This window comes from Rhodococcus sp. ACPA1 (assembly GCF_002300195.1).
GTDB lineage: Bacteria > Actinomycetota > Actinomycetes > Mycobacteriales > Mycobacteriaceae > Rhodococcus_F > Rhodococcus_F opacus.
In genome coordinates this window covers 311,236-328,978 of record NZ_NSDX01000001.1, presented here as the reverse complement: position 1 = coordinate 328,978, position 17,743 = coordinate 311,236, and the positions used below count along the sequence as shown (strand labels likewise).

Genomic DNA, 17,743 nt, shown 5'->3' with positions numbered 1-17,743 from the left:
ATGGGCACGATGGGGAGATGCCCGCGACCGGTCCCACATCCACACAGCAGGCTTCGGAGGCACCCGCCGAGCCTTCGCTGCTCCCCCGCATCTGGGCGCTCCTGCGTCCCTACCGCGGGCGGCTGGTGCTCGTCGCGGCCGCCATCGTCGTGTCCTCACTGCTCGGCATCGTGAATCCCTTCCTCACGAAGGCGGTGTTCGACCGCGCACTGTTCCCCACCGACGGCAGCGGTGTTCATCTGACACTGCTGCTGTGGCTGGTCGTGGCCATGATCGCGGTGACGCTCACGGGGTCGTTGATCGGCGTCGGCCAGAGCTACCTCACCACCAAGGTCGGCAACCTGTCGATGGCGGATCTCCGGGAGCGCCTCTTCGCCCACCTCGAGAAGATGGAACTGGCGTTCTTCACGTCCACCAAAACGGGCTCGATCCAATCACGGCTGGCCAACGACGTCGGTGGGGTGCGGTCGGTTCTCACCTCCACGGCGTCGAGCATCCTGTCGAACGTCGTCACCGTCACCGCGTCCCTCATCGCGATGCTGCTGCTGTCGTGGCAGCTGACGCTTCTCGCCGTCGCACTGCTTCCCGGCTTCGTCTACCTGCAGCGGCGGGTCGGCGCCCGGCGACGCGTTCTGGCGCGCAAAACGCAGGAGTCGTTGTCGGACATGACCGCAATCACCGAGGAAGCGCTGAGCGTCTCGGGTGTGCTTTTGACGAAGGTGTTCAACCAGGCCGACACCGAACTCGACCGCTATCGGACCGAGAACGCGCGGCAGACCGAGCTTCAGGTGCGGCAAGCCATGACGGGCCAGGGCTTCTTCGCCGTCGTCAGCTCGTTCATGGCGATCACGCCCGCTCTCGTCTACCTGCTGGCGGGGTATCTCGTCAGCGGCGGTTCCGCGGCACTCTCGGCGGGCACACTCGTCGCGTTCTCGACCCTGCAGGCCAGGTTGCTGCAACCGTTGGTCTCGCTGATGCGGGTGACCCTCGACGTCCAGACGTCGATGGCGTTGTTCCGCCGCATCTTCGAGTACCTCGACCTGCAGCCCGCGATCGTGAACCGCCCGGACGCCGTCGAGTTGCCTACGGACTCCCCCGGCCGGGTGGAGTTGGACGACGTGTACTTCGCGTATCCCGCGCCCGTCCGGCTGGCCACCGCAGATCCCGACCCGGTGGCGCTGCGCAGTCTGGGTCGCGGCGGCGGAGGCGGCATGCGCGGGGTCGCGACCGTCGCGCCGCGCTTCCCGGCCGCGGCGGCGCCCGAAACCGAACCGGCGGAACGTCGCAGCCGGCGCTGGGCGGTCGCGGGCACGTCCCTGGAGATCGAGCCGGGTCAGCTCGCCGCCTTCGTCGGTCCGTCCGGCGCAGGCAAGACCACGCTCTGCTACCTCGTGCCGCGCCTGTACGAGGTCGACAGTGGCGCAGTCCGGGTCGACGGCTACGACGTGCGCGACCTGACCATGGGCTCGCTCGCCGAGGCGGTCGGAATGGTCACCCAGGACCCGTATCTGTTCCACGCCTCGATCGCCGACAACCTTCGATATGCCAAACCGGACGCGACCGATGCCGAACTGCAGACGGCCGCCGCGGCCGCCAACATTCACGACCGCATCCTCGGATTCGACGACGGATACGACACCCTGGTGGGCGAAAGAGGATTTCGCCTGTCCGGTGGCGAGAAGCAGCGATTGGCCATCGCGCGGGTGCTGCTGAAGAACCCCCGCGTACTGATCCTCGACGAGGCGACGTCCGCGCTCGACACGGTCTCCGAGCGACTCGTCCAGCGAGCTCTCGGTGAGGTGATGCGCGGACGCACCACCCTCGCGATCGCCCACCGGCTGTCGACCATTCAGCATGCGGACGTGATCTTCGTGATCGACGAGGGAACACTGATCGAGCGCGGCACGCACACCGAACTCCTTGCACGACAAGGGTTGTACGCGCGACTGCACGCGGAGCAGTTCGGCGGCGGGCAGGTCGAGTGCCGGTGCACCGACGGCGTCCGATTCACCGACGGGACGGTACTGGCCCCGAGCGCCCCCACCCCAGGCGGAGAGTTCTAGCTCCTACAGGAACTTGCTGAACTGGTCGTTGGCCCGCTGCATCACGAAGTCGTACGGCGGCGAGAACTTGCGCGCCCACCAGTAGCCGAACCGGATGTCCGGCGACGTGTACACCAGGTACCGGTCCTTCTTGATGCCGGCGATGATGCAGGACGCGACCTTCTCGGGCGTGACGGCCCGCTTCTCGAAGCGGTGGACCGCCTTCTGGATGCGCGGGTCGTCGCGATCGACCCCGGCGATCTCGACCGTGCCCACCAGCGGCGTCTTGACCGCGCCGGGAACCACGAGGCTCACGCCGATGCCGTGCCGTTTGAGATCGAACCGCAGAACCTCGGACACTCCGCGGAGCCCGAATTTGCTTGCGCTGTAAGCCGCATGCCACGGGAGTGCCAGCAAACCGGCGGCCGAAGAGACGTTGACCAGGTGACCGCCGCGCCCCGCCCGCACCATCGAGGGCAGAAAACTCTCGATGATGTGGATCGGACCCATCAGGTTGACGTCCACCATGGACTTCCAGTGGCGGTGTTCGAGATTCTCGACAGTCCCCCACGCGGAGATACCGGCGACGTTCATGACGACGTCGAGGCTGCCGAACTGATCGTGGACATCGGCGGCGAATGCGGAGACAGCGTCGTAGTCGGACACGTCGAGTGCACGCGAGAAACTGACGGTGCCCCCGCGGCTGCCTACTTGTTCGACCGTCTGCGCCAGGCCGACCTCGTTGATGTCGGTGAGGAAGAGTTCGGCGCCCTCCGCCGCAGCCGCCAGGGCGGTCGCCTGCCCGATCCCGCTACCTGCACCCGTGATCAGGCACTTCTTGCCGTCCAGCGTCTTGATCGCCATAGCCGTGCGCGCCCCCGTCGTCACCGATCCGTGTCGGCTGGAAGTCTACGCACGCAATCTGATTGCGCGCACGCAACTGCAGGGCGCCTTTCCCGAGGAAAACGCGAACCGACCCTCTCCGGGCCGGTTCGTGACGGTTCACAACCGCTGGGTCATTTCTTCCTGATAGGTACGAATCGTCCTCTCGATCCCGTTGGCGTCGTCGTCGTTTCCTCGATGCCGGGCGTCGTCGGCGCGCTCGCGCAGAACTCGAATCGCCTTCCGAAGCTCGGCGTCACTCATTCTGTGTTCCATATCACAATCATCCCCGACGGCTTCAGATTTGGCCAGACTCGGGAGCGTGCCGGAGCGGCGGAACCCCGCCTGACCTGGACCATCGTCCAACTGGGCGGAGCGAACCCGCGAAGATCATGCGACAGACGAAGGGAGGATCGGCGGCGCGCGGCCCGGTGCCCGTGCGGATGCCCCTACTTCACAGTACTGTTCACGAGGCCCCGCGGGCCGCGAGCGACCTCTCCACGTTGCGATGCGCAACGCAACACAGTGGCCCTGAACTGCGGGTATTTGCCGGGCAGCCTCACGGAACGCACCCCTGCAATGTTGCCAGCTAACTCTCAGTGATTGAAAGAGCAACCACGCAATCGGGTCGGCGACCACAACCGGCACGGCGGGCTCCGCTCACCCCACCCCCGCGCCTCTCTTGAACTTTCAACGGTAGAACGCGCGTGACGAGCGCGGAGGGCGCCCGAAATGTCGGCGATCCGCGAGCGGGGAACGCGCGATCGTTGAAACATATATGAGATAGGCACGGAGCCGGCGGACGACGTTTTGCCTCTATGTCCGTGAGTTATCAATCGGTTATCATCGTGGTACGGTGTCGTTCACACGACTGACGCCCGCACGAGAGAGGACCCGGCGGCTCACAATGGCAGATTTTGCTGCGCGGTTGAACAAGCTCTTCGACACGGTCCACCCTCCGGGACGTAAACCGCATACCAACGCCGAGGTCGCGGCGGCACTCATCGCAGACGGACACCAGATCTCGAAGCCCTACATCTCCCAGCTCCGGTCGGGACAACGCACCAACCCCTCCGACGAGACGGTCGCGGCGTTCGCCCGCTTCTTCAAGGTGAAGCCCGACTACTTCTTCAACGACATCTACGCCGCGAAGATCGACCACGATCTCGAGCTTCTCTCTCAACTCCAGGGATACGGACTTCGCAAGCTCTCCAGCCGCGCGTTCGATCTCTCCGAAGAGTCGCAGAATCTGCTCACCACGATGGCCGAGAAACTCCGCGCCAGCGAGGGGTTGCCGGAGGTCCCACCGGACGCGTCCCGCTGATCACCGGAGTCGTTGGGCAGCAACGAGTTCGCCGCAGATCGCACCCGACGTCCGGGGAGAAGTCACCGGGCGCACCCGACGACACCGCCGGAATGCCCTGCCCGGTGTGCCCACGTGGCGCATGATGGAGCAATGGTTGACAGACCGCAGCTCGGTCCCACGATCTTCGTCCTCTTCGGTGCCACCGGGGACCTGTCCAAACGCATGGTCCTCCCCGCGTTCTTCCAGCTCGCTCTATCAGGGCTCCTGAACTCCGAGTGGATGCTGATCGGCACCGGCCGGGGCAACGTCTCCGACGATCAGTTCCGCGACCACGTGCGCGACGTCGTGAACCAGTTCGGAGTGCCGCACGACGACACCGACTGGGAGACGTTCGCCCGGCGGTTGAGATTCGCCGGCGGCGGTTTCACCCCGGACAACCCGGGAACGCTCCCCGCGGCCGTTCGGCAGGCGCGGGAAGACCTCGGCGCGGCAGACGCGCAGTTGGTGCACTACCTGGCCCTGCCGCCCAGCACGTTCGCCGTGACCACTCGCGCGCTCGGCGCTCACGACCTGGCCCGTGGCGCACGCGTCGTGTACGAGAAGCCGTTCGGGACGTCCCAGGAGGCGTTCACCGAACTCGACGACGCCGTGCACCATGTCCTCGACGAGAAGCAGATCTATCGAATCGATCATTTTCTCGGCAAGGAGAGCACCCAGAATCTGCACATCCTGCGCTTCGCCAACGGGCTGATCGAGGGCGTCTGGAATCGGGAACACGTCGAGCAGGTCCAGATCGACGTGCCCGAGACACTCGACATCGACGACCGCGCCCGGTTCTACGACGCCACCGGCGCCGTCCTGGACATGCTGGTGACACACCTGTTCCAGGTCGCCGCCGAGATCGCGATGGAGCCGCCGGAGACGTTGGGCGCCGACGATCTCCAATCCGCCCGGGAATCCGTGATCGGGGCGTTCCGTCCGCTCGACACGGCCGACGTGGTGCTCGGCCAGTACGAGGGGTACCGCGACGTCGACGGTGTCGCGGACGATTCGACGACGGAGACGTTCGTCGCCGCACGGTTGTGGGTCGACACGGACCGCTGGCGTGGGGTGCCGTTCCTCCTCCGGACCGGAAAGATGCTGGGCGTCAGCCGGCAACGGGTCAGCCTGGTCTTCCGCAGTCCTCGAGGACCGCTCACGGACATTCCGCCGGACGGCGCCGTCCTGACGTTCGATCTGTCCGGGGACGGCGAGATCGACATCTCCATGGTCGTCAAGGAACCCGGACCCGACGACACGCTGTCGGTGGGCCACCTTGGCCTGCCGCTCGACACGGTGCCGCTCGCCCACGCCCTCGCACCGTATTCGCGGCTCATCCTCGACGTCCTGCACGGCGACAGGTCGCTGTTCACGCGCCCCGACGGCTTGGCGCACGTCTGGACCGTCGCCGACGCGCTGCTGCGTGACCCTCCCCCGGCCAAGCCGTACCCCGCGGGATCCATGGGACCGCCGGAGGCCGAAGATCTCGCCCAGCCCTGCGGGTGGCTCGTCACCGGTTCATCGGACTGACCGGCGGCTGAAGGCTATTCCGCCGCCGATTCGACGGTGTCCGCCTTCGCAAGAACCGGGGCCGACTTCCGGAAGTCGGCGTACGCATCCGCGAGATCGAGCACCCATCGGCGCGGCGACGTGCCCTGGGGCGGCGCGATCCACTCGGTGTCGAGGACGTCGGACGCGACCGGGTCGTCGATCCAGCGGGCGAGAATCCGGGCACGTTCGGCGGTCGATTCCGGAAGGTCCTGTTCGTCCGTGTCGAGCATGCCCGCGCCCGCCTGCAGGTACAGCGCATCCATGACATGCGCGACGGCGTCGGAGGCACGGAGAACGGTCGTGCTCCCCTTGCCGTCGCCCTCGACCACTTCGGGGAACCGTGCGACGAGCACCGAATGCAGAGTGTTCATGCGGCGCAGATCCTGCCGTGCGCGCAGCCAGGTTTCGACGAGCACCCAGACGGTGCCGACCGACACGACCACGGCCGAGACGGTGTACGCCGACGAGGAACCGACGGCCCACGTCTCGCCCGACACCTCACGCACCAGTCCGACGACAGCCGCCGCCAGGACGATTACCGATCCGACGACGATCAGTGAGATTCCGCGGCCGAGCGGCGTCCACGCGACGTGCCGAACCCCGGTTACGACCACCGCGGTCAGCGCGATCACGATGAACACCAGCGCCGGAACGGGATACCCACCGGCAAGCCCGATTCCGAGCACTAGGGCCACGGTGTAGACGACCACGGCGACGGCACGCAGCGCAGGACGCGGGAGTATCGGCCACACCGAGATCGCGCCGACCGCGCTCGCTGCGGCGAACAGAGTCCACGCCAGTTCGAGGATGATCTCCGACAGTCCGACCCCCGGGGCCACGGTGTCGAGGCGTCCGGCGACGTCCGGAACGGCCAACGTGGACCCGAGGGCCGCGCTGGACACCGCCACCACCATCGCCACGCGAAGCGGCGTCGGCTGACGCGCGGCGACCCGGCCGATCCGGGCACCCGCGGCAGTCCACACCATGAGCGCAACCAGCCAGCCCATCAGCCGATCGCCTCGTCGTAGCGGAGCACGGACACGGGAGTTCCGCGCCCCCGCATCGTGTTCAATCGGATGAGCAGCATCGACGCGAACGTCTCGGCCTCCCACTCCGCCACCACGTCGGACGGCTGCTCGTCTTCCCGCCGTCGCGACCGCTGGCTGAGCATGTAGGCGATCAGATCGTCACCGGCTTCGAGCGTCGCGGCGACGATCTCGGCTCCTTCGTGTCGAAACACGATGTGACCCAGCTCATGCGCAAGCGTGCGGTCGAGGTCCGGCAGGCCCGGCGCCAGCACGATCACGTCCCGGTCCGGGTACGCGCGTCTCTGGCCGCACACACCGGGCGCCATCGGCTTCGTGAAATCGAGTTCGATGGGACGCTGCCGTACGCGGGCCACCGCGTCCACCACGTGCCGGAGTGATACCGCTTCGGCCCGGGCCGCCGCGTCACACACCGCGTCCACGGCTGCCGCGACCCGACGATGAGATCTGTTCGCCCCCACGACTACATCCCTCCACTCGAAGCGGACGGGAAGAACTCCGCCCGCGCGGCCGCGATGCGCGCCTGTTGTGCGCGAGCACCCTTGAAGGTCAGCGCACCCGCCCCGCCGGCGCAGCACAGCAGCACGCCGACCCCACCGAGAACGGTGATCGCAGGCAACGGCTCACTGTGGACCACAGGAACCATTCCCGGCGGCGCGGCGGCCGGATCGTTCTGGGCCGGTGCCCCCGCAGCGGGCGACCCTCCGTCGCTGCTCGGGGTCCCGCCGGCAGGGCGATCCTGGGGTGCGGAATCCGCCGGACCGCCCGCCCCCGGGGCTGCCGCGGCGGCTCCGGAACCGGACCCGGAACCTCCGGCCGCCGCTCCCCCGGACGCCGGAGGTGCGGCAGGATCCTCGGAGCCCGGGGCGGCAGCATCGTCACCCGAGTCGTTTCCGGAACCGTCACCGGACGTGTCCGGGCGCGCGATGTCCGGTTCGGCCACGGGCGGCAACTTGATCGGACGGGGCGGAGCGACCACGACCCGTGACGTCGAAGGATTCGACGTCTCCGTGGGTTCGGCGGTCGCGGACGGTTCCGTGGTCTCGGACGGCTCGGCCGTCTCACTGGGCTTCTCGGTCTCGCTGGGCTTCGCGGTCTCGCTGGGTTCCCGTGTCTCGCTGGGCTCTCCGCCGCCACCGCAGCCGCGGCGACTCTCGCACGGCGGATGAGGATGCCGGGGCTTGCCGCCGCCAGACGACTCCGAGGAACCGTCGTCGCATCGACTACTGGCACAGTCGTGGTACTGGGGGTCGGCGGAGGCGTCGGACGGGAACACCGAGACGGTGACCCAGCCGAGCCCGGACAAGAAGGCCAGCGCCAGTCCGACCATGGTCAGCCTTCGAACAACACGACGCGCGCTCACTGTGCACCCCCCTCGTATTCACGACACCACGTCTACGGCGACGTCGCCGCTGTCATGGTAACGAGCGAACCGAGTGGAGGTGCTGGTGGTGCCGGTGTCGGGGAACCGGCACCACCAGCGGTGCCCGAGCCAGGTGGGACTCGAGCAGCTTCCGAGAACCCCTGCGGGTTCGGCGGTGTCGCCTGGAGGTGCTGATCGGTCAGCGGAAGGTCGGCATTTCCGACGCGGCCCTCGCGACTTCGGTTGGTCGGCCGGAGTTCACAGGACGTTCACCAGCAACATCGTCGCGGTGATGGTCGCGACCACCGTCGCCGGCTCCAAGAACTTCGAGATCTTGTCCATTGCCTGCATGTATTTCCACCCCGTGCGATCGACCCCTTGATGACCTACGGACAGTACACAGCATCCAGTTACCTTTTGGCAAATCGGAGAGTCGGGCATTCGCGCAGCGGCCTCGCTCGCGCACCCCGACGATGGCGCTCACCTGGGCCGGAATGCAGAAAAGGCGCCGGAATGCAGAAGAGGCACTCCCTCCGGATGGAGTGAGTGCCTCTTCTGTGGTGGAGCTGAGGGGAATCGAACCCCTGACCTCTTCGATGCGAACGAAGCGCGCTACCAACTGCGCCACAGCCCCGCGCAGATCCTGCGATCCGCTCGGCAAACTCTAGCAGGCCACCCGCGGCGGGAGCGAATCGCCTACACCGACGTGGCTTTCGGCCCGATTCGCCCGCTTACTCACCGGCAGCTCGGCGCATCGTGGCCTGCTGCACAGGGGCGTCGTCGAAGTGTTCGAGATGATCGAATTCGGGGTCCTCGTCGTCCACTTCGAGGACGACGGCACCCGGACGCCGCAACCGGGCCGGGATGAGGCGGAGTTCCTCGTCGCTGCGGGACTCGACACCCAACCGCGAACGGTTGAGACGCGCGGTCCGCCGACGACGGATCTCCTGCTCGATCTGGACCTGCCGGCGCAGATACGCCAAGTAGCCGAAGAGGCCGACCACACCGGCCGCGAATGCCCACCACATCAGCGGCGAGATGATCAGCCCCAGCGCCGCCGACATGATCGTCGCGAAAACCAGCCCGAGAACCGACCGCTGCCGGAACGCGTACCGGGCCTCCCGCGCGATCGCGTCGGCCTCGGGATCGAAGCCGCCACGCCCGCGGCGCGCCGGTACGTACTCACCGACCGGTGCCCGCTCACCGTCGAACTCGTCTTCCTCTGCGTGAGTGTCCACAAGGTCCTCCGCGTCGTAGCCGTAGTGGTCCGGTTCCGGTTGCCAGTACGGGTCGCTGCGGTGTCCAGCCGCGGGTCCACGCTGCACGGGACGTTCGTCACCGCGGTGCAGCACACGCGTCGCGAGTGCTGCGTCACTGGTTTGCCGAATCCGGGGGCGGTTGTTCACCAGCATCGGGACCAGGACGAAGAGCCACACGACGACGAGCCCGATCCAGAGAAACGAGTTCGGCATACGGCGACCTCCTCCCAATCGTCTACCAGCATGGATACCGCTGTTGACCCACCCAGGCTAACCGCATGAACACGCACATCTTCGCAGACGCGCCGATCTCACCATACTCAGGTGTCACATGCGTAACGCGAAAATGTGGTGCTCGACATGCCCCGAGACGGCAGAGGGAACGATCCGGCAAAGACTCGCCGAAAGCGGAGCCCCGGTCAGGAAGCTTTGATACCGTGAGATAACTGCCGCGTAGCTGGACATTTGTCCATGTCCGCTACGGCGGTCACGCCCAGGTGGCTTTGCCACTCCGCACGAGCGAATCCGCCACCGTGCCGGGCACGTCCTCGACGGTCATGCCGACCAGAATGTGGTCGCGCCACTGCCCGTCGACGTCCAGGTAGCGCTTGAGGAGACCCTCCTCGCGGAAACCGACGTTGCGGAGCACCGCCTGGCTCGCCAGGTTCTCCGGACGCACGGTGGCCTCCACCCGGTGCAACCCCACGGGTCCGAAGGCATGATCGAGCCCCAGCGCGAGTGCGCCCGTGGCCACCCCGAGCCCGTTGACGTCGCTGGCCACCCAGTAACCGATCCAGGCGGAGCGCAGTGCACCCCGCACGACGTTGCCGATCGTGATCTGGCCGCAGAAATTGCCGTCGAGTTCGATGGCCATCGGCAGCATGCGACCCTTCCGGGCCTCCGAACGCAAGCTGCTGCACAGTCCGGGCCATCCCGAAATATGGTGGCGCGCTTCCCAGGGTGCCTCCCCGGTCGGCTCCCACGGTTCGAGGTGCGCGCGGTCGCGGGTGCGCAGACGGCTCCACGCCGACGCGTCACGCAACCTGATGGCGCGCACGGTGACGACGCCACCCTTCACCCGCAGGGGCCCGAGATGCGGCGGCCAACCCGGATGCTGTGTCATCCCGTCTCACACTGTCGCGGAGTCATCAGCCCCGCTGCGCCAGAAAAGCCACGTCCACCTGGTCACCGGTCCGGACCTCGGTGATCTCGGGGTCGATGAGGACGAGGCAATTGGCCTCGGCCAGCGTGGCGAGCAGGTGTGAGGACGCGCCCGGCGCGCCGCCGAGAGCTTGGACGAGGTACTCCCCCGTCGCCTCGTCGCGCATGAGCTGGCCGCGGAGAAAACCCTTGCGGTGCTCGATCGACGTGATGGGTGCGACGGTGCGGGCGGTGACGACGCGGCGCATCGGCTGCCTGCGCCCCAGCGCGATGCGGATCAGCGGGCGCACCATCACCTCGAACACCACGAGGGCGCTCACCGGATTGGAGGGGAGCAGGAATGTCGGGACCTCGTCCCGGCCCAGCTGGCCGAAACCCTGGACCGATCCCGGATGCATTGCGACGCGGTCGACCTCGAGGTTGCCGAGATCGGCGAGTGCGTCCCGCACGTCCTCGGAGGCGCCGCCGCCGACCGCACCGGCGATGACGACGATCTCGGACCGGATCAGCTGCCCTTCCACCACCTCGCGCAGGCGACGGGCATCGGCGTTCGCGATACCGACCCGGTTGACGTCGGCGCCGGCGTCGCGGGCGGCGGCGGCCAGCGCGTAGGAGTTGACGTCGTAGACCTGGCCGGGACCGGGAGTCCGGTCGACGTCGACGAGTTCGCCACCGACCGAGATGACGGACAGCCGGGGCCGGGGATGCACGAGCACCTTGTCTCGGCCCACCGCCGCCAGCAACCCGACCTGTGCGGCTCCGATGATGGTGCCTGCCCGGACCGCGACGTCTCCGGGCTGCACGTCGTCGCCGGCCCGGCGCACGTAGTCGCCGGAGCGAACGGGTTTGTAGATCTTGACGCGGGCCCGGCCGCCATCCGTGCGGTCGAGCGGAAGGACGGCGTCGGCGAGCGTCGGGAGAGGAGCACCCGTGTCGACCTTGACGGCCTGACGCGGTTGCAGCCGGATCGGCTGTCGCGAACCGGCCGTGACCTCACCGACCACGGGAAGCGACAGTTCGACGGGCGCACCGTCGTCGTCCCGGATGTCGGTTCCAGCGGCCTGGACGTCGACGCTACGGACGGCATAGCCGTCGATCGCGGCCTGATCGAAACCGGGAAGCGGACGCTCGGTGACCACCTCTTCGGCGCACAGCAGCCCCTGGGCTTCGGAGATCGCCACACGGACCGGCCGCGGCGCCACCGCGGCCGCGGTCACGATCGTCTGTTGCTCCTCGACCGACCGCAAGTTCTTGCCTCCCGAGCTTCTCTAGGAATCCGTCCGCTTCAATCGGTCGATCAGCCATTCGCGCAACGATGGGCCGTACTCGTCCATGTCCAACGCAAAGTCAACCGCAGCACGGAGGTAGCCGCCGGGATTTCCGAGATCGTGTCTCGTGCCTCGGTGCACGACGACGTGAACGGGATGGCCTTCCTTGATGAGGAGGGCGATGGCGTCGGTGAGCTGGAGCTCGCCGCCGGCGCCGGGTTCGATTCGCCGCAGCGCGTCGAAGATCGCGCGGTCGAGGAGGTAGCGACCTGCGGCGGCGAACGTGGACGGTGCATCCTCGATGGCCGGTTTCTCGACCATGCCGATGACCTTGAGGACGTCCGGGTTGGTGGCGTCGGGAACCGTCTCGACCTCGAAGACGCCGTACGCGCTCACCTGGTCCTTGGGGACGTCGATGGCGCAGAGGACGGTGCCGCCACGCTTGCGGCGGACCCGCGACATCGTCTCGAGCACGCCGCGCGGCAGCACCAGGTCGTCCGGGAGGAGCACGGCGATGGCGTCCTCGTCGTCGTCGAGGACCGACTCCGCGCAGCCGACCGCGTGGCCCAGGCCGAGAGGCTCGTCCTGGACGACGGATTCCACCTCGAGCAGGCCGGGAGCCTTGCGCACCTTCTCGAGCAGGTGATACTTGCCGCTGGCCTCGAGCTTGCTCTCGAGCACGAGATCCTCGACGAAGTGGGCGACCACTCCGTCCTTACCCGGCGATGTCACGATCACGAGCCGGCCGGCACCCGAATCCGCGGCCTCGCCGGCCACGAGTTCGATACCCGGGGTATCCACGACCGGGAGCAGCTCTTTCGGCACGGTCTTGGTCGCGGGGAGGAATCGCGTACCCATTCCCGCTGCGGGCACTACAGCCGTGCGAAAGGCGCTGGCGGTGTGCGGTGCGGCGTCTGTCATGCCCACACCATAACTGTGCGGACCTACTCGGCAGTCACCAAGATCCTGTCAGTAACCTCCCGGAACCCGTCAGGAACGCTGGCCGGCCGGCTCTAAGGTTGGGGCATGCACGCACGAACGAAGGACGAGTGGCGGCAACTGGTGCTCTCCGGGCGACGCGCCCTGACCCCCGAACTCCGTACCGCGGAGGACCGGGCGCTTGTCGCGCTCGTCACGCAGGGAATCGCCGGTGGATCGACCGTGTGCGCCTACGTTCCGACTGCGCTCGAGCCCGGATCGCTGGACTTTCTCGACGCCCTCCGACGGGTCGCCGGACGCGTCCTCGTGCCTGTCACCCGCGATCCGGGCCCGCTCCACTGGTCCGAGTTCACGGGTGCGGACGATCTCGCCGACGCGAGTTACGGCCTCCGCGAGCCGACCGGGCCGGTGTGGGAACCCGACGAGATCCGTTCGGCCGGGACCATTTTCGTTCCCGCCCTGGCCGTCGACCGGCGGGGCGTGCGACTCGGCCGCGGTGCGGGCTTCTACGACCGGACTCTCGGCCTTGCCGCCTCCGACGCGCGGCTGATCACGGTGGTCCGCGACGAGGAACTGGTGTCCGAGCTGCCCGAGGATCCCCATGACGTACGTATGGGATGGGCGCTCACCCCCGGCTCGGGCCTCGTCCCGCTCGGCGACCGCTGAGGACGTTTCCCACCCCGGAATAGTTCTCTGATTAGCGTTGTTGGCACTGTCGACTGTAGAGTGCTAAAACCTGCGGTTTGACTACACAGTGCGGAGGAACCCCGGTGCCCACTTATTCATATGCGTGTACGGCATGCGACAACCGTTTCGACATCGTCCAGTCGTTCAGTGATGACTCCCTGACCGTCTGCCCCGCGTGCTCGGGCAAGCTTCGCAAACTGTTCAACTCCGTCGGCATCGTCTTCAAGGGCAGTGGTTTCTACCGCACCGACAGCCGCGGCACGTCCGGCGCAGCAAGCGAGCCGGCCAAGACCGATTCTGCTCCCGCCGCGAAGTCGGAAAGTTCGTCGACGGCCTCGTCCAGCTCGTCGAGCACCGCGACCGCCTCACCGGCCAAGGCTGCTGCCAGCTAGTTCTCGCGGCTCCGCGAGTTATCCACAACTTCTCGTCCATCCACAGGCGGGCCCTCTCGGCGTACCCACGGGCCCGCAGGTCTCCTAGCGTCGAACCATGTCGTTCGACCCTGTCCAGGCCGGTCGCCGCCGGTCGAACCGAGCACACCGAAGCCTGAGCCCGTCGTGGGCCGACCGGCTGTCGGATCTCGCCCATCCCGGTTGGGCCCGCACCCTCGTCGCCAGACGCGTCCTGGCAGCCGCGCTGGTCTGCCTCGCACTGGCCCTCCTCGCCCGTGGAGACCCCGACTCCGCCCGCTCCGCAGTCGTGGTGGCCGCCCGGGATCTCCAACCGGGCGTCGTTCTCACGGACGCCGACGTGGAACTGGTGAGGGTCGAGGCGGGGACCCTGCCCGACGGGGCCGTCACCGCGCTGGCGGACGTCGCTGGGCGCACCCTCGCCGGACCGACCCGCGCCGGAGAAGCCCTCACCGACGTCCGGGTATTGGGACCCCGTCTGGCCGCGGCCGCAGCGGGCATGGACGACGCCCGGATCGTCCCTGTCCGGCTCGCCGACCCCGCTGTCGCGGAACTTCTGCGTGAGGGCGATCGCGTCGACGTGCTCACGGTCGATCCCGGCACACCAGCCGATCCGGACCGGCGGTCCGGCGCCACCGTGCTGGCGTCCCGCGCGGTCGTGGTGTTGGTGACACCGTCCGAGAACGGGCGCGACCAGCGCGAACGCGTGGTGATGCTCGCTCTTCCGGCATCCGAGGCCGTGACGGTGGCCGCGGCATCCCTCACGAGCGCGATCACCGTGACCTTTCAGTGACCCGTCACGCGGTGCCTCGCTGATCTAGGCTTTTCTCCGACATAGTGCTGGATGACTTGCCACCCACTCGAGGAGACGTCGACATGCTCAAGGGATTCAAGGACTTCCTGCTCCGGGGGAACGTCCTCGACCTCGCCGTCGCGGTCGTAGTCGGAGCCGCGTTCACCGCCATCGTCACAGCGTTCACCAACAACGTGATCAATCCGTTGATCGCCGTTGCGGGCGGTGCCAACGATCTCGGCTGGGGTTACCAGATTCTCTCCGACAACCCGGCCACCTTCATCAACATCGGCGCCGTCATCACGGCCGTGATCAACTTCGTGATCATCGCCGCGGTCGTGTATTTCATTCTCATCGTCCCGGCCAACGCCGCGAAGAAGCGGTTCATCACCGAGCCCGCAGACAAGAAGGCCAGTGAGGCCGACCTGCTGATCCAGATCCGCGACATCCTCGAAGTGAGCCTCCAACCCGACGGAGCGACAGCGAGTTCCGACGGAGCACACGCGATGACCTCCGACAAGGCGGCCAACCTCGAGCAGACCCGCGAATAGCCCTCAGACGACTCCGGGCCCGTGCAGCAGCTGCGTGCACGGGCCCGGAGTCATGGGTGGAACGAATTATCAGCCGAGGCTGAAGGGCTGTCCCCACAGGGTGACGGTGCCATCGACCGAGTCGGTCGAGACCGAGACCTTGGCGTAGGAGCGAGCCTGCGCGTAGCCGGCGCAACCGGAGACACCGAACGTCTCGTCCGAGTACGTGAAGCCACCGCTCTTGCCGGTGAACTTGAAGCTGCTCTTGTGCGCTTCCTCGTCGTAATCATCTGCGTACTCGATGTCGAGGATCGGCACGTTGGTGGCCTTACCGGGTCCGATCGAGACGCCGCTACCGGCACCACCCTCGACCGGGATGCTGGCGGGATCGCCACCGGTAGCCGCACCGACGACCTCGGACGGCGTCAGGCTGGCACCGGCCTCGCCGTTGACGGAGCCGCCGAAGTTCAGCTGGCACGCCACGATGTACCCGGCATCGATGGTGCCGCCCTTGGCGGTGCCACCATTGATCGACACATCGATCGAGCCCGACGTCCACACATTGCGGTGCAGCGGGGTCGAACCCATCGACGGGCTGATGTTCGCCGTGTTACCGGTCTGACGCACGGTCACCACAGTGCCGTCGAGCAGCGTCTGAGTGATCTCACCGTCCTGCAACGGAACGAAGGTGTCGGCGTTGGCCGCACCGGTGGAGAAGAGGCCGATCGCGACGGTGGCCGCGGCGACCACGCCGGCAGCCTTGGCGCCGTGGCGCAGGGTCTTGCTGTTCATGGTTCCCCTCTAGGGTTACTGATCGCTTACGCGAGAGTCGTGGATGGAATCGATTGGGAGCGGCAATCAGCCGATGCTGAAAGGCTGCCCGTAGAGGGTGGCCTTCACGTAGTGGTTCCCCGGAACCTCCACCACGGTGTATGCCCGAGCCTGCGCGTACCCACCGCAACCCTGGACCTCGATCTGCTGATCGCGGTACTGAATCGCCGACACACCCGGCTTCAGGTCTTCCTTGGTCTTGATCTTCGCGAACTTGACCTCACCGGCCTCGATCGGCACCGACAGCGAGCCACCCATCCCCAGCGCATCGAAACCGAGGTCGGCACTGAGCTTGCCCTCGAGACCGGTGATGTCGATCTGGCAACCCACGATGTAGCCGGTGGTCAGCGTCGCGCCTTCCTCCGGGATCTCACCACCGAGCTCGGCGAACACGTCACCCGACACCCAAGCCGTGCGGCCCGCACCATTGGCGGCCAGCGACGGCGAAACCAGAGCGCTCTCCGCGTTGCGGGCGATCTTGGCCGTGACGCTTCCCGCGTTGACGACCTTTTCGCCACCCGGCAGCGGCACGAAGGTGTCGGCATTGGCCGCACCCGTGGACATCAGGCCGAGGACTACAGCCGCAGCGGCACCAAGGCCGGCAATGCGGGCTCCACGGCGCAGGCCGGTCTTTCGGTTCTCGCTCATTCTTTCCCCTCATCAGGTACCACCTACCCGGCTGTCGGTTAGGCAGTCTTTACCTCTTGACGGGATAAAGTTAGCTGAAACAACGTCCAAATGTTATAGCTACGTGTCCGAATCTGCCTCCGCCCCAGTCTCCGTGTCCGAACTGTGACATGCGTAACAGCGCATAGAGCGAGGTTAGGGGCGTACGGAAGTGCCGTACGCCCCCAACTTCGAGGTATTACATAGTTCAATTTTTTTTCGGCGTCACGCGTCAGCCGAGGCTGAAGGGCTGTCCCCACAGGGTGACGGTGCCATCGACCGAGTCGGTCGAGACGGTGACCTTGGCGTAGGAGCGGGCCTGCGCGTAGCCGGCGCAACCGGAGACACCGAACGTCTCGTCCGAGTACGTGAAGCCACCGCTCTTGCCGGTGAACTTGAAGCTGCTCTTGTGCGCTTCCTCGTCGTAATCATCTGCGTACTCGATGTCGAGGATCGGCACGTTGGTGGCCTTACCGGGTCCGATCGAGACGCCGCTACCGGCACCACCCTCGACCGGGATGCTGGCGGGATCGCCACCGGTAGCCGCACCGACGACCTCGGACGGCGTCAGGCTGGCACCGGCCTCGCCGTTGACGGAGCCGCCGAAGTTCAGCTGGCACGCCACGATGTACCCGGCATCGATGGTGCCGCCCTTGGCGGTGCCACCATTGATCGACACATCGATCGAGCCCGACGTCCACACATTGCGGTGCAGCGGGGTCGAACCCATCGACGGGCTGATGTTCGCCGTGTTACCGGTCTGACGCACGGTCACCACAGTGCCGTCGAGCAGCGTCTGAGTGATCTCACCGTCCTGCAACGGAACGAAGGTGTCGGCGTTGGCCGCACCGGTGGAGAAGAGGCCGATCGCGACGGTGGCCGCGGCGACCACGCCGGCAGCCTTGGCGCCGTGGCGCAGGGTCTTGCTGTTCATGGTTCCCCTCTAGGGTTACTGATCGCTTACGCGAGA

General features: G+C 67.0%; 19 protein-coding genes and 1 tRNA gene. 7 read left to right on the top strand and 13 right to left on the bottom strand.

Annotated elements, in window-relative coordinates:
- Nucleotides 1-17: 17 nt before the first annotated feature.
- On the top strand, nucleotides 18-2,063 hold the full coding sequence (locus CJ177_RS01400; RefSeq protein ID WP_095867146.1) for an ABC transporter ATP-binding protein: 2,046 nt from the start codon (nucleotides 18-20) through the stop codon (nucleotides 2,061-2,063).
- 3 nt (nucleotides 2,064-2,066) lie between these two features.
- Here the strand turns inward: CJ177_RS01400 and CJ177_RS01395 are convergent, their stop codons facing one another.
- Nucleotides 2,067-2,906, bottom strand: coding sequence for an SDR family oxidoreductase (locus tag CJ177_RS01395; RefSeq protein WP_005238704.1), 840 nt, complete (start codon nucleotides 2,904-2,906; stop codon nucleotides 2,067-2,069).
- A 138-nt stretch (nucleotides 2,907-3,044) separates the two neighbouring features.
- Nucleotides 3,045-3,188 (bottom strand): hypothetical protein, encoded by a 144-nt coding sequence (locus tag CJ177_RS47240; protein ID WP_005561362.1) that lies wholly within the window; start codon nucleotides 3,186-3,188, stop codon nucleotides 3,045-3,047.
- A gap of 643 nt (nucleotides 3,189-3,831) precedes the next feature.
- Between CJ177_RS47240 and CJ177_RS01390 the strand changes: the two genes are divergently transcribed.
- Both CJ177_RS01390 and CJ177_RS01385 read left to right on the top strand, forming a co-directional pair.
- Nucleotides 3,832-4,248 carry a helix-turn-helix domain-containing protein gene (locus tag CJ177_RS01390; protein WP_005238699.1) on the top strand — a complete coding sequence of 139 codons (417 nt, stop codon included), beginning with the start codon at nucleotides 3,832-3,834 and terminating at the stop codon, nucleotides 4,246-4,248.
- A gap of 132 nt (nucleotides 4,249-4,380) precedes the next feature.
- Nucleotides 4,381-5,799, top strand: a complete 1,419-nt coding sequence (locus CJ177_RS01385) for a glucose-6-phosphate dehydrogenase (NADP(+)) (RefSeq protein ID WP_005238695.1) — start codon at nucleotides 4,381-4,383, stop codon at nucleotides 5,797-5,799.
- Between the two features lie 14 nt (nucleotides 5,800-5,813).
- On the opposite strand, the gene CJ177_RS01380 is transcribed toward CJ177_RS01385, so the two are convergent.
- The 8 genes from CJ177_RS01380 to CJ177_RS01340 form a co-directional block, all read right to left on the bottom strand.
- On the bottom strand, nucleotides 5,814-6,827 hold the full coding sequence (locus CJ177_RS01380) for a hypothetical protein (RefSeq protein ID WP_095867145.1): 1,014 nt from the start codon (nucleotides 6,825-6,827) through the stop codon (nucleotides 5,814-5,816).
- Nucleotides 6,827-7,327, bottom strand: a complete 501-nt coding sequence (locus CJ177_RS01375) for an ImmA/IrrE family metallo-endopeptidase (protein ID WP_095867144.1) — start codon at nucleotides 7,325-7,327, stop codon at nucleotides 6,827-6,829. The genes CJ177_RS01380 and CJ177_RS01375 overlap by 1 nt, the downstream gene beginning before the upstream one ends.
- A gap of 2 nt (nucleotides 7,328-7,329) precedes the next feature.
- Nucleotides 7,330-8,196, bottom strand: coding sequence for a cell surface protein (locus tag CJ177_RS01370; RefSeq protein WP_095867143.1), 867 nt, complete (start codon nucleotides 8,194-8,196; stop codon nucleotides 7,330-7,332).
- A 591-nt stretch (nucleotides 8,197-8,787) separates the two neighbouring features.
- Nucleotides 8,788-8,863: transfer RNA gene (locus tag CJ177_RS01360), tRNA-Ala, on the bottom strand.
- A 97-nt stretch (nucleotides 8,864-8,960) separates the two neighbouring features.
- Nucleotides 8,961-9,701 (bottom strand): gephyrin-like molybdotransferase receptor GlpR, encoded by a 741-nt coding sequence (gene glpR, locus CJ177_RS01355; RefSeq protein ID WP_005238690.1) that lies wholly within the window; start codon nucleotides 9,699-9,701, stop codon nucleotides 8,961-8,963.
- A 274-nt stretch (nucleotides 9,702-9,975) separates the two neighbouring features.
- Entirely contained in the window at nucleotides 9,976-10,611 is a 636-nt protein-coding gene (locus tag CJ177_RS01350) for a GNAT family N-acetyltransferase (protein WP_005238689.1), read from the bottom strand.
- A 25-nt stretch (nucleotides 10,612-10,636) separates the two neighbouring features.
- Entirely contained in the window at nucleotides 10,637-11,896 is a 1,260-nt protein-coding gene (glp, locus tag CJ177_RS01345; protein ID WP_005238688.1) for a gephyrin-like molybdotransferase Glp, read from the bottom strand.
- Nucleotides 11,897-11,917: 21 nt separating this feature from the next.
- Nucleotides 11,918-12,838 (bottom strand): UTP--glucose-1-phosphate uridylyltransferase, encoded by a 921-nt coding sequence (locus CJ177_RS01340; protein ID WP_061042720.1) that lies wholly within the window; start codon nucleotides 12,836-12,838, stop codon nucleotides 11,918-11,920.
- 105 nt (nucleotides 12,839-12,943) lie between these two features.
- Between CJ177_RS01340 and CJ177_RS01335 the strand changes: the two genes are divergently transcribed.
- The 4 genes from CJ177_RS01335 to mscL all read left to right on the top strand — a co-directional run bounded on the left by CJ177_RS01335 (nucleotide 12,944) and on the right by mscL (nucleotide 15,297).
- A complete protein-coding gene (locus CJ177_RS01335; protein ID WP_061698577.1) occupies nucleotides 12,944-13,522 on the top strand; it encodes a 5-formyltetrahydrofolate cyclo-ligase in 579 nt (192 codons plus the stop codon).
- A gap of 104 nt (nucleotides 13,523-13,626) precedes the next feature.
- A complete protein-coding gene (locus CJ177_RS01330) occupies nucleotides 13,627-13,935 on the top strand; it encodes an FmdB family zinc ribbon protein (protein ID WP_095867142.1) in 309 nt (102 codons plus the stop codon).
- A gap of 97 nt (nucleotides 13,936-14,032) precedes the next feature.
- Complete coding sequence (locus tag CJ177_RS01325) at nucleotides 14,033-14,746, top strand: SAF domain-containing protein (RefSeq protein ID WP_095867141.1); 714 nt, start codon at nucleotides 14,033-14,035, stop codon at nucleotides 14,744-14,746.
- Nucleotides 14,747-14,829: 83 nt separating this feature from the next.
- Nucleotides 14,830-15,297 carry a large conductance mechanosensitive channel protein MscL gene (gene mscL, locus CJ177_RS01320; RefSeq protein WP_005238673.1) on the top strand — a complete coding sequence of 156 codons (468 nt, stop codon included), beginning with the start codon at nucleotides 14,830-14,832 and terminating at the stop codon, nucleotides 15,295-15,297.
- Between the two features lie 69 nt (nucleotides 15,298-15,366).
- On the opposite strand, the gene CJ177_RS01315 is transcribed toward mscL, so the two are convergent.
- The 3 genes from CJ177_RS01315 to CJ177_RS01305 form a co-directional block, all read right to left on the bottom strand.
- Nucleotides 15,367-16,068, bottom strand: a complete 702-nt coding sequence (locus CJ177_RS01315; protein WP_095867140.1) for an MspA family porin — start codon at nucleotides 16,066-16,068, stop codon at nucleotides 15,367-15,369.
- Between the two features lie 66 nt (nucleotides 16,069-16,134).
- Nucleotides 16,135-16,755 (bottom strand): MspA family porin, encoded by a 621-nt coding sequence (locus CJ177_RS01310; RefSeq protein ID WP_005254568.1) that lies wholly within the window; start codon nucleotides 16,753-16,755, stop codon nucleotides 16,135-16,137.
- Between the two features lie 250 nt (nucleotides 16,756-17,005).
- The gene (locus tag CJ177_RS01305; RefSeq protein WP_095867139.1) at nucleotides 17,006-17,707 is read right to left on the bottom strand and encodes an MspA family porin; all 702 of its coding nucleotides are present in this window, start codon (nucleotides 17,705-17,707) and stop codon (nucleotides 17,006-17,008) included.
- Between the last annotated feature and the right edge of the window lie 36 nt (nucleotides 17,708-17,743).